Raw genomic sequence first — 12,042 nt, forward strand, 5'->3', positions numbered from 1 at the left:
AAACAATCTAAAAATATTATTATTGATTTAAGAAGAATAAAAATAGATGAGACAAAAGCTATTTCTCAAATAGCAAAACAATTTAAATATTCTAAACTCATAAGGAAAATAATTATTATAAAACAAAACAAAGAAATTCTTGACATTAGTAGATAAAAGTATTAGAATTATTACACGGGCATTGTATGTCGCCACTGCTGGATAGCGGAGGCCACATACAGTGTCTTTCTCTTTAAGAGATTAATTTTTGACATAAAAAGATAAATGTATTAGAATAAATACAGATATTGGGGATTGACCACTGCTGGATAGCGGAGGTCAGACCCAGTGTCTTTTTTTTGTCTTTTCACTCTGTCATCCCGTGCTACAACACGGAATCTATGGAAATTTGTCTTAAGGACACCATAAACTTTAATCTTTAAACTGTCGTTCGCCGTTAAACATATTATCAACACAAGTAAAATCTCTTTTGCCATCTTATAATTATTTTTATATGTTTCTAGTTTTTCTGAAAAAACATTTTAGAGTTTTAGATTAAAATACTAATATTTTAATCTAAAAAAATGAGATTTTTTCACAAAATTTGACTTTAAAATACAAAAAATACTATAATCTTAACAGAAAAAAATATTTCAATAGTTGAGGAATAAAAAAATGTTAATTCAATTTTCAGTAAAAAATTTCTTATCTTTTAAAGATTTAACAACTTTTGATATGACCGCAACATCAAAAAACGAGATAGAAGAAAATATTTTATCCATAGAAAATGTTAAATTATTAAAAAGTGCAGTTTTTTATGGAGCAAATGCTTCTGGAAAAACAAATTTTTTAAATGCTTTATCATACATGAGAGATGTTGTGTTGTTTTCTTTTAACAAAGAATGTATTTTAAATATAAAACCATTTGCTTTATGTGAAGATTCAACTAAAAATCCATCCTCCTTTGAAGTAGTTTTTATAACACCAGATAATAAAAAATATATTTATGGCTTTGAAATTTATAATAAAGAAATAAACAAGGAATATTTATTTGAATATAATTTGGAAGCAAACAAAATAAAACCTAAGATGATTTTTACAAGAGAGCGAAAAATTTTATTGGATAAAAAAAATGAAGAAATAAAAGGCTATCATTATGAATTTAACCATATTCTCAAGAAAGATTTTGAAGAAATAGTTACAAAAACAAGGAACAATGCTTTATTTTTAAATGTTGCTCAACAATTCAACAATGAAATAGCTGACAAGATAATGAATTGGTTTAGAAAGTTAATATATACAAGAACTACCACTAAATATAATACTGCAAAGAGAATTTATAATGACGAAAAATTTAAAAATATGTTAATATCTTTCTTACAAAACATAGATATTTCAATTGTAGATATTATTGTCGAAAAAGAGCCAATTCCTGATGATTTTCCTAAAGATCTCATAGATATTTTTCAAAATAATAGTTTTATAATAAAAACAAAACATAAAGTTTATGATAAAGATGGGAAAAATAACAAAACGAGTTATACAACTTTTTCTTTAGGAATGGAATCTGTAGGTACACAAAAAATAATATACAACATTTTTTTACCAATGGTAGAAACTTTAACAAATGGTGGAATTTTTATTGTTGATGAATTGGACTGCAGTTTGCATCCTTTGATAACTAAATTAATTATAAAAGAATTTAATTCTATAAAAAATACAAAAGGGCAATTGATTTTTACAACTCATGATACTAATCTTCTAACATCAAAATTATTCAGAAGAGATCAAATTTGGTTTGCTGAAAAAAACAAAAAAGAAGCAACGGAGATATATTCTTTAGCTGATTTTAAAGTAAGAAAAGATGCTTCCTATGGAAAAGATTATATATTAGGCAAATATGGAGCAATTCCATTTATTTCTTCATCTTTAGAGGATTTTTTATATGAATAGAAATAATAATTTTTATTATAAACAAAGAAAATATCTACCTAGAAAAAACATAAGAGATACTATTTTAATAGTTTGTGAAGGAGAACAAACTGAACCGAATTATTTTAATGCTTTTAGTGAAGATAATAATTTAAAGATTGATGTCGAGATAGAAGGAACTGGATATAATACTGATTCTTTAGTAAAAAAAGCTATTAGACTTAAAGAAAAAAAAGAAAAAATGAACGAACCATATATTGAAGTTTGGTGTGTTTTCGATAGAGATGATTTTAAGAAAGTAAATTTTAATAATGTCTTTGAATTGGCAAAACAAAATGGCATCAAAATAGCATATTCTATCGAATGTTTTGAATTATGGTATTTGTTGCATTTTAAATATATGAAATCTGCAATATCGAGACAGCAATATATATCAAAATTGAATGAATTAATGCCACAAAAATATAAAAAAAATGATTTACAAACATATTACTTGTTAAAAGATAAACAAGATGTAGCAATAAAAAATGCTAAAAAATTACTAAACGAATATTATAATGAAAAGATTTATGATCGAAATCCTTCAACTACAGTTTTTGAACTAGTTGAAAGATTAAACGAATATATAGAATTGTAACACTATATAAAAAAGGGTAGAGAAAAAATAAATTTTTTCTCTACCCAAACAAAAGTTTTAGTTTCTTGCGGGAACTAAAACTTCAGGTAATCACCAAATTTGATGATCTGCGGACATTTCGATTGTATCAAATTCTAGTGTTTACCGCAAATTTATAAGGAGGTAGACACTATGACAAAAGTCAACAGAAGCGCGATTACTGGCAGATACGTTAAAGCCAGTTATGCAAAAGTTCACCCAAAAACAACTGTCACAGAAACGGTTAAGAAAAAAAAGTAGCGTTGTAATTCAGTAACAAAATCCAATAGGCAATTATTATTTAATTGCCTATTGGTGAAAATTTATGAATGGAGAGTTTTTTAAATGAAAATACAAGGAATGAGTGGTAATATTTATAGTTTTGCTGGTCCACATTTTGATACAGATTCAATTGAAAACAAGTCTGGTGTTTATGCAATTATTGATAGTTTTAATGGTAAATATTATTTATTAGATATCGGAGAATCTCATGATGTAAAAAACAGATTAGCTAGTCATGATAGGAGAGATTGTTGGAAAAGAAATAAAAAAGGAACTATATTATATTATGTATATTATACACTTAATAAACAACAAGCAGGTAGAATGGATATAGAACAAGATATACGAAAAAATAAAGCTTATCATATTCCATGTGGTGAAAGATAAAATAATTGATATTGTATTTTACTAAATATATAGGAGACTTTTTATGTCAAACAATATACTTATAAGCACATCCATGTTAAGTTCAATATGGGAAAAGAAAAGGAAAGATACTATAGACTTACTATTGCCCTTTTTGAGTTATATTATTGCCAAAAATACAGTTATTGAAAAAGCAATAGATATAAATTTGATAACAGAAAACTTTAAAAGAGAATTTGGATATAATGATATACCTAGAAATGTTATAAGCCAAATGTTAACTAGATTAACAAAAGAAAAAACATTAAAGAGAAAAGATAAAAACTTTTTTCTAATTAAAGATTTAAGCAATTTCGTTAAAAACTTTGACAAACAAAAAACTGAATCGAAAAAAGAAACTCAAATAGTTATAGAAAGTCTTGGAAAATTTTTTGAAGAAAATTATAAAAAGATAAATACAGATATCCTTGAAAAAGAATTGGTTTCTTTCTTTGCTAAAAAAGGCACCACTATATTTAAAAATATAGATATATTGGAATTAGATGTTGCTAAGGGAAACGAATTTAATTATTTTATAGGACAATTTATCCTTAAAGAAAGCAAAAATAAAACTTATATTTTTGATTATTTAATTAAGATGTTAGAAGGTTTTTTTATTTCAACAGTTATTTTTTTGCAATCAGAAAACAACAATATTTTAAAATCAAAGTTTAAAAATGTAACATTTTATTTAGATACAAGATTAATATTAAACTTATTAAGGTGTCATTCTGTAGAAGAAAAAGAAGCTATATTAGAATTGATAACAATATTGAAAAACAATGGTGCTAAAATTTGTTGTTTCGAACATAATATTAAAGAAGCAAAAGCAGTGTTGTCTCAATATAAAAATTCAATAAGTACTGGAAATATATCTGAAACAACTTTAGATGGATTAGATGAACAGAAATATTCTCCCGATGATGTAGACAGAATTTTTCTAAACATAGCTGAAAAGATTAAAAATTTAGATATTGATATAGTTGAATCTCCTAACTATGATAACATAAAACAAGAATATTTAATAGATGAAACTAAACTTGAGGATTATCTAAAAATTAATAGGAATGTAAGAGACTATGCTAATAAAATAGATGTTCAAAGTATATCCGCAATTTTTAGATTGAGAAATGGAGTAAAATCAAACCTTATTGAAAATTCAAAAGCTATTTTTGTTACAACCAGCAAAAGACTAACTATTTTAATTAATAAAAACAAAGACTTAGAACACATTTTTAGCAATTCTTTTTTTCCTATCATAACTGATATAGATTTATCTGCTATAGTATGGATTAAAAATTTTAGTATCAATAAAGACTATCCTAAATTAAAATTAATAGAAAATGCAAGACTATCAGTAGAACCTTCATCTGATTTATTAAATAAATTTTTCAATAAATTAGAAAAAATAAAAAACGAAGGAAATATTAGTGATGATGAAGCTTTTATTTTAAGAACAGATATTTACGCTAAAAGAATTTCTTTAATGGAAAAAATACACGGAAATGAAAACAATTTGACAGACGAAACAATATATTCAATAAAAGAAGAAGTTTTAAAAAGATATACTGGTAAAAAAATTAATGAAAAAGCACAAGAAATATACAATGAAATAGAACTAGAAAAGAACAAAAAAATAAAAACAATAGCAGAAGATATAAAAAGTAAAGGCACGACTTCTTATTTCAAAAGAAAAAAATTTTTAAACTTATTAAAAAAAATAGTATATTTTATAACTTTAGCATTATTTATATATTGCACAATAAATGTTATTATAAATGCAAAAATCAATACCTATGAGATTATATTGGCTTTAATAGCTATATTTGAATTTATTGATTTTATTAATCCTAAATTAAAATATATAGACAAATTTATAGAAAAGATTTGTCAACGAAAAAGAAACAAAATAGAAGATGAAGAGAGAAGACATTATAAAAATTTATTTCCTGAATATTTTGATGACTAAAGGTTTTTCGTTGAGGATAGTTGGTTACAAACAATATTTTTTTATTATAGGTATTTTTGAAAGTAAATAAACAAATAAAAAACTACAACTACCAACTAAAATAAATATTATTGGTATTGTGAAAAAATTATAATCATTTAATGTGGAGTTAATAATGATAAATAAATTTAATTTTTTTGAAATTCTTATAAAGAAAGGATGTATTAAATAAACACCTAAAGTTAAATCTGACAACTTGAGTATAAACTTATTTGATTGTTCAATTGATAAACATTTATTTTTTATAAACAAAAATATTGAGATTGCTGTGATAATTACAAAAGGACAAAAATTATTGAGGAAAAAAGATTGTTTACCAGGTATTGAATATTTAATATCTCCTAAAACTGTAACTAATAAACAAACAAAAAGAATAATAATCATTAAAATTTTATTTTTTATATTTATATAGTTATGTAAATAGTACCCTAAAATAAAATATCCTAAATAAGATAACGGAAAAGAAAAATGTATTTTATTTATCATTACATCAAAAAGTTTTTCTGTTTGCGGGATTATAAATTTTATAAAAGGAACTATGCTTGCCATAACAAACCATATTATTAATAAATACAAAAGTAAATTTTTATCTTTCTTTTCAGTAATAGGTCTTAATAATGGTGTAATTAAATAAAGTCCAGCTATCATATACAAAAACCATTGATGAAAATGTCCTATAACAATATGTTTTAGAATAAATGAAAAACTCAAATTATCTCTTGTAACACAATTTATACAACTATAAAACAATGACCATACAACAAATAAAATAGCAATACGAAAAATATATTTTTTTAAAATATTATTTATTGTAATTGTTTTTTTAGGTTCTAAAAATAATGTTCCGCTTATCATTACAAAAATAGGAACACCCCATCTTACTATCCCATCCAAAAAACAAGCACTATAGTGGTATATTCCTGTTAAATTATATTGACTTGCCATAACAACGGCTAAAGCGGCAAATATTCTTAAAAAATCAAAATAAAATATTCTTTGTTTTTTCATTTTAATGTTTTAATATAAATTTTTTCTATTATTGGATAAATATATTTATCCGAAAAATTAAAAATTCTTTTATGAAAAATTGAAGATATTAGCAGACAAACAATGTAAATACTAACCGCACAGATTAAAACCATTAATGGCATATTGAATGATTGTAAGAAAAAATCTTTGGTTAAGTATATTTTTTGATAGTATATAACAAATAGATTATCACTTAATAAAAACACACCAAAAGATGCTGGAGCAAAAAATGTAATAATTTTATTAATAGATTTATTTTTTATATTTAGGCTATACATGAAAATAAAAAGACATATTGCTGCAAAGAACACAAACAAACTGTTATAATTTAAAGCAATCCCAACATCTTTATTAATTAAATTTAACAGAAACATAAAAAACACTGTGATTAAAGAAAAAATAATATACCCATATCCTGAAAAATTTGATATTTTATTAAAAAGTTCTTTTTTATCTCCTTCAACAAAAACTAACCGAAGATATGCTCCAAAATAATATAAAACACATAACCATAAAATACTATAACCTCTTATCGCGGATTGTCTATTTATGTTTGGAACAGTAGTCCATATACAAAATAATAAAATAGTTAATATTGCAAAAATATGTTTTTGTTTTAATGATAATGAGTAAATAAATTTATTAATAAATGGAAATAAAATATAGAGCATTATGTAGCAAGTTATAAACCAATGAAATCCGGAAGATATTGTAAAAAAACCTTGTATAAGCATTTTAATATCCATAGGTATATTAATAATCAAAGCAGCTATAAAACAAACCCATGTATAAAAACATATTTCAAAAATTAAAGATGTTAGTTTTTTTAGTCTAAATTGTTGTTTTATCAAAAAGAATCCTGAAATTAAAACAAAACAATTTACTGCAACTATTGAAAATGATTCAAAAACGTAAATGGACAAGAAATCAATGTATAAGTATGCTCTTAAATTAATATGTAATAAAACTATCATAAACATCGCCAACAATCGAAGTAAATCTATTCCTATATTTCTTTCATTCATATTAAATACTCCACTATTATTTTATTTTAAAATCACCGACTATATTTTTTATATATGATGAAGAAATTCCTTCTGTCCTATTCATAATAAAAATTTCTTTATTGTTTTGTTTACAATATTCTATGGCTTTTTGAAAACCGCTATGTTCTTGATCAGGTCCTTTTACCCAAACATCAAAATCTATTTGTTGTATATCTATATCTATATCATCATAAATTTTTACATCATCAACTAATTTAATATTTTTAACCATCTTTACTCTTTCTTCTGTTGAATATAAAATTTTACTATTTGGTTTATATTTTAAAATACATTCTGAACTTTGAACGCAAACTATTAAAAAACTATCATGTCCAAATTGTTTTTTTATATTTTTAAATAAATTTAAATGTCCAAAATGAAACATATCAAAAACGCCAAAAGTTATTATTCTTTTACTTGTATTCTTCATTATCTACTCCTATTTATTTAATAGCTTTTTATTTAATAAATTAATACCTTCTGTTAAAAAATCAAATTTAAAAAACCATGATATAGATAAATACAATGTGCCAAATGAAACAGTTAACAATATTAATTGCAAAATATTTGAGATGATAGACATAAACATTAAATAAGAAATAATTGTGCAAATTATAGAAACAATATATATTGGAAGAATATCAAAAATTTGAATTTTATAATTTAAATTAAAATTTTTATTTACAAAAAACATTCCTAAAAATAATGAAATTAATCCATATATAAATATTCCCCAACATATTGCATTCAATCCAAATGGCAACATTATAAAAAAAATTGATATTGCTATTGCTTTCCGAATAAGATTTAACTTTAAAACGATATTGCTATATCCTTTTGATAGCAGAAGAGAAGCATTAATATTTGTGAAACAACTGAACATAAAAGCGAGTGATAAAATTCTTAATAATACAATAGAACCAGACCATTTATTACCTAAAAAAACAATAATAAAAGGTCTTGAAACAAGAAATAAACAAAAAATTATAGGAATATAAATACCAAATATTATTTTTAAAAATTTACGATAAATATTTAGTAATTTTGTTAAATCATCTTGAACCTTACTAAATAAAGGAAAAGCAACTCTTACAAAAATACTATTGGACATATTTACAGGGAAACTTGCAAATTGATAAGCTCTTGAATATAGTCCCAAAGTTGAGGCTGAAAAAAATTTGCCGATAATAAGAGGTCTAAAATTAATATAAATATTATCTAATAAATTAGAAAACATTAAATTCATGCCATAAGAAAACATTTTTCTAAATGATGTAAAAGAAAAAACAAATAATGGTTTCCAACGAATTAAAACAAACATAAATAACATATTAAAGAGGGAATTACTTACTTGTTGTGCAACCAAAGCCCATACACCAAAACCTTTATATGCCAAATAAATTCCTATTATCCCGGATAATATAGCTGAAGTTAAACTTGCTTTTGCTTGAGTTTTAAAATCCAATTTTATTTGAAGCTTTGTTCTATTAACTGCAGATATTGCCATAAATATTAAGCTAACAGACAATACTCTTGTAATAGAAGTTAAAATAGGCAATTGATAAAATTTCGCAATGTATGGTGCAGAAAAATATAAAATACTATAACAAATCATTGATATCACCAAATTAAAATAAAAAGCCGTTGAAAAATCTACTTCTGTTCTATCTTTTTTTTGTATTAATGCAGATGTAAAACCTGAATCAATAAATGTATTTGATACTGCAATAAAAACTGCCAATATACCAATAATTCCATAATCTTTTGGAGTGAGTAATCTTGCAAGTACAATTTGTAAAATAAATTGTATCCCAAGAAAAGATATTTTTTCTATAGAACTCCAAATAGTTCCTTTAATAGTTTCATTTTTTAAAGACATATTTTTTAATAAAGTTTTTTAGTTTTAATAATATTAAACCAATATATGTAATTTTATTAGGAGTTTTATAAATTATTTTTTTATATAAAAAATTTTTTAGGCTATATCTGAAATATAAAAAATAATCTCTAATTTTATTCTTGTTGAAATATTTAGAATAAATTATTGAAAAATAATAATTTGGATTATGTGTTACATCGCATCTAATAAAACCTAATGATTCATAAAATTTCATATTACGACTATATTCAAATGTATAAAGCCAAATTTTTTTTATTTTCAAAACTTTACATTCATCAAATAATTCATTAACTAAAGTTTTTCCTATGCCTAAAGATTGATATTTAGTGGATACTGCCAATTTATCCACATAACAAATATTATCTTGTATCCGATATATTAGTATCCCTACTATATCATTATCATAAAACATTGAAAAAGTTTCATTTACTTGCTTAGCTATAATTTTATCTATTGTTATATTTGCAGATACTGCATTTATTCCTTTTTTTACTATAACAGAAAATGCATCTCTTATTAATTTTTCAATTTGATAATAATTCAAATCTCTAACAAGTAATTTTTTTATTATTAATTTGTTTTTATCCAAGTGAAACACCTCTATTTCAAATAAATAATACTTGGCTATTATAGTTTGTTAATTTCTTTATTTATCTTTTTTTATATTATCTTGATAGAAAATATTTTCTAAATCTTCAATAATATTATCAGATGCCTCAGTAACAAGCCCTAATCTATTTATCAATTCTAATCTATCTTGTTTTTTTATATCTATATTATTTTCCAAAACATCAAGAAAAACTTTTTTTAAATCTTCTAAATTATAAACTTGATAGTAAGTTTTTATTATTTCTTGTGTAATTTGTAATAGAGGATTAGAGTCTGCTCTTTTTAAATTTATTACAGGATAACCTGTAGGTAAAAATTCTATGAGAAAACTATCACAATCAGTAATTAAACATTTTGTTTGCTTAAACAAATCTATATAATTACCTTTATCATAAACGATTCCAATTTTTCCCCATTCATTATAATAATCATTAAACTCATTTATATTTTTAAATATCTTAGCTTTTATAAAACTATGTTTGCATTGTGGATGAGGTTTAAAAATCCAATTAAATTCAGGATGTTTTTTTGCATATTCTAAAATAAATTCTCCATTCCAATCAAAAGTTCCAAATTTTATTGTAGTTTGTTTTACAGAAAAATGAGGGGCATAAATTATGTATTTTTTTTCATATTTTTTATTATCTAAATATTTTTCTAATTTTGGATAACCAACTATTTTTAAATTTTTTCTTTTATACCCTTTTCTTATATATTCTTGTTCTATTAAAGTATGTGAAATATATTTTCTAAATAGCAAATAATTAAAATCTATAATGTGAGATTCTATTATTTTCCAAGATTCTACAAAACAATATGGTATATATATTGCTAAAGCAAATTTACTTATAGAAAATATGTTTTGTTTTTTTGATATATCCCATGGTTGTTGATAAACAACAATATCAGGAGAGTATTTTTTTAAATTATAAAAATTTCCATTTTTAATATCGTAAACAATTTGAATGTTCTCACAATATTTATTAAAAAATTCAATATTCTTTTTATTCTTTTCTTTAATATCTATTCTATGATCAATTGATGTTAAGAAAATAATCGACTCAAAATGATTACTTTGTTTTAATTTATCATACAAACTTTGACAACACCATTTTTCGTTTTCATTTACTAAAAAAGCTATTCTTATTTTTCTTTTATTTTGTTTTGCAACTAAACATAAATTTTTATAAACTTTTTTTTGCCTTTGTATTACAATTAAATATTGAAAGTATTGAATTAAATAAATAAATTGTTTATATATTTTTTTACTGAAAGGAATTTTATTTTTTATATATTTTTTTATTTTTTTCATTTTATTACCTTTAGTTTTAACAATAGTTTGTAAATTAAGCTTGCTAATTTAAAATTTATACAAGCAATTAAAATAAAAAATTTTTTATTAATTTTTGATTTTGTTTTAAAAAAGTTAAAAAGATTTTTTTTAATATATTTTAGAAGTGTTTTTGCACTTTCAATGTCAGGTTCGTCTTCAGCGGCAATAAATCCAAGCCATTTGGTTGCTATATTTATTTGTTCGTTATATAAAAAATTTTTTAGATCGATTAAATTGTTTTTTTCAGCAAAATCCATTTCTAAAGTTAAAACATCAATAAAACCTAAAAAGTTTTTTTTGAAATGACTACAACTTGTAGCAGAATTTATAGTTCTTCTGTAATAATATTTAGCACTTGGCAAGCAACCAATTTTATCAACTCTTTTATAAGCTTCCATATAGAATAATCTGTCTTCACCAAAAGCTATGTTTTCATTAAAAAAAATATTTTTAATAATATCTTTATTAAACAGTTTTGTATAAACACTTTCACATTTATAAAGATATTTATAAGTTTCTGTTACTGTTAAAATATGTTTGTCAGGGAAATCTCTATTTACTATCCAACAATCATTGTCTCCTCTTAAGTAATTGCAAACAACCAATTTTGTTTTTGTTTCTATTGCTGTATTGTATAACTCTTCATACATATCAGGTTCTATGTAATCATCACTATCAACAAAACCAATATACTCTCCTTTTGCAATATCAAGTCCGACGTTTCTTGCAGAAGATACTCCTCCATTTTGTTTGTGAATTACTTTTATTCTTTTATCCTTTGTAGCGTATTCATCACAAATTTTTCCGCTATTATCAGTTGAACCATCGTCAATTAATATTATTTCTAAATTTTTATAAGTTTGA

11 protein-coding genes are annotated in these 12,042 nt (G+C 23.0%); 4 read left to right on the plus strand and 7 right to left on the minus strand.

Annotated features, from left to right (window positions below; genetic code table 11):
* Positions 1-654 precede the first annotated feature (654 nt).
* The 4 genes from ACMUOV_RS02540 to ACMUOV_RS02555 all read left to right on the plus strand — a co-directional run bounded on the left by ACMUOV_RS02540 (position 655) and on the right by ACMUOV_RS02555 (position 5,222).
* Positions 655-1,932 (plus strand): AAA family ATPase, encoded by a 1,278-nt coding sequence (locus tag ACMUOV_RS02540; RefSeq protein ID WP_413853480.1) that lies wholly within the window; start codon positions 655-657, stop codon positions 1,930-1,932.
* The gene (locus tag ACMUOV_RS02545; protein WP_413853481.1) at positions 1,925-2,548 is read left to right on the plus strand and encodes an RloB family protein; all 624 of its coding nucleotides are present in this window, start codon (positions 1,925-1,927) and stop codon (positions 2,546-2,548) included. Before ACMUOV_RS02540 ends, ACMUOV_RS02545 begins: the two co-directional genes overlap by 8 nt.
* A 363-nt stretch (positions 2,549-2,911) precedes the next feature.
* Positions 2,912-3,235 (plus strand): hypothetical protein, encoded by a 324-nt coding sequence (locus ACMUOV_RS02550; protein ID WP_413853482.1) that lies wholly within the window; start codon positions 2,912-2,914, stop codon positions 3,233-3,235.
* A 43-nt stretch (positions 3,236-3,278) separates the two neighbouring features.
* Positions 3,279-5,222 carry a hypothetical protein gene (locus ACMUOV_RS02555; protein WP_413853483.1) on the plus strand — a complete coding sequence of 648 codons (1,944 nt, stop codon included), beginning with the start codon at positions 3,279-3,281 and terminating at the stop codon, positions 5,220-5,222.
* A gap of 24 nt (positions 5,223-5,246) precedes the next feature.
* Here ACMUOV_RS02555 and ACMUOV_RS02560 read toward each other — a convergent pair whose 3' ends face one another.
* The 7 genes from ACMUOV_RS02560 to ACMUOV_RS02590 form a co-directional block, all read right to left on the minus strand.
* Positions 5,247-6,269, minus strand: a complete 1,023-nt coding sequence (locus ACMUOV_RS02560; RefSeq protein ID WP_413853484.1) for an acyltransferase — start codon at positions 6,267-6,269, stop codon at positions 5,247-5,249.
* The gene (locus ACMUOV_RS02565) at positions 6,266-7,315 is read right to left on the minus strand and encodes an acyltransferase (protein ID WP_413853485.1); all 1,050 of its coding nucleotides are present in this window, start codon (positions 7,313-7,315) and stop codon (positions 6,266-6,268) included. The genes ACMUOV_RS02560 and ACMUOV_RS02565 overlap by 4 nt, the downstream gene beginning before the upstream one ends.
* A gap of 16 nt (positions 7,316-7,331) precedes the next feature.
* Complete coding sequence (locus tag ACMUOV_RS02570) at positions 7,332-7,766, minus strand: adenylyltransferase/cytidyltransferase family protein (protein WP_413853486.1); 435 nt, start codon at positions 7,764-7,766, stop codon at positions 7,332-7,334.
* Between the two features lie 9 nt (positions 7,767-7,775).
* Positions 7,776-9,215, minus strand: a complete 1,440-nt coding sequence (locus ACMUOV_RS02575; RefSeq protein ID WP_413853487.1) for a lipopolysaccharide biosynthesis protein — start codon at positions 9,213-9,215, stop codon at positions 7,776-7,778.
* On the minus strand, positions 9,199-9,825 hold the full coding sequence (locus ACMUOV_RS02580) for a GNAT family N-acetyltransferase (protein WP_413853488.1): 627 nt from the start codon (positions 9,823-9,825) through the stop codon (positions 9,199-9,201). Before ACMUOV_RS02580 ends, ACMUOV_RS02575 begins: the two co-directional genes overlap by 17 nt.
* 57 nt (positions 9,826-9,882) lie before the next feature.
* Positions 9,883-11,157 carry a hypothetical protein gene (locus tag ACMUOV_RS02585; RefSeq protein WP_413853489.1) on the minus strand — a complete coding sequence of 425 codons (1,275 nt, stop codon included), beginning with the start codon at positions 11,155-11,157 and terminating at the stop codon, positions 9,883-9,885.
* A partial coding sequence (locus ACMUOV_RS02590; protein WP_413853490.1) for a glycosyltransferase family 2 protein occupies positions 11,154-12,042 on the minus strand: 889 nt, incomplete at its 5' end. The genes ACMUOV_RS02585 and ACMUOV_RS02590, both read right to left, overlap by 4 nt.

The sequence above is a fragment of the Candidatus Ruminimicrobium bovinum genome, assembly GCF_902760015.1.
GTDB classification, from domain to species: domain Bacteria; phylum Elusimicrobiota; class Endomicrobiia; order Endomicrobiales; family Endomicrobiaceae; genus Ruminimicrobium; species Ruminimicrobium bovinum.

What these genes read in the sequence shown, in the direction of transcription:
- ACMUOV_RS02585 (WP_413853489.1), bottom strand. Translation starts at nt 11,157, where the DNA reads ATGAAAAAAATAAAAAAATATATAAAAAATAAAATTCCTTTCAGTAAA.
- ACMUOV_RS02555 (WP_413853483.1), top strand. Translation starts at nt 3,279, where the DNA reads ATGTCAAACAATATACTTATAAGCACATCCATGTTAAGTTCAATATGG.
- ACMUOV_RS02540 (WP_413853480.1), top strand. Translation starts at nt 655, where the DNA reads ATGTTAATTCAATTTTCAGTAAAAAATTTCTTATCTTTTAAAGATTTA.
- ACMUOV_RS02570 (WP_413853486.1), bottom strand. Translation starts at nt 7,766, where the DNA reads ATGAAGAATACAAGTAAAAGAATAATAACTTTTGGCGTTTTTGATATG.
- ACMUOV_RS02550 (WP_413853482.1), top strand. Translation starts at nt 2,912, where the DNA reads ATGAAAATACAAGGAATGAGTGGTAATATTTATAGTTTTGCTGGTCCA.
- ACMUOV_RS02565 (WP_413853485.1), bottom strand. Translation starts at nt 7,315, where the DNA reads ATGAATGAAAGAAATATAGGAATAGATTTACTTCGATTGTTGGCGATG.
- ACMUOV_RS02560 (WP_413853484.1), bottom strand. Translation starts at nt 6,269, where the DNA reads ATGAAAAAACAAAGAATATTTTATTTTGATTTTTTAAGAATATTTGCC.
- ACMUOV_RS02545 (WP_413853481.1), top strand. Translation starts at nt 1,925, where the DNA reads ATGAATAGAAATAATAATTTTTATTATAAACAAAGAAAATATCTACCT.
- ACMUOV_RS02575 (WP_413853487.1), bottom strand. Translation starts at nt 9,215, where the DNA reads ATGTCTTTAAAAAATGAAACTATTAAAGGAACTATTTGGAGTTCTATA.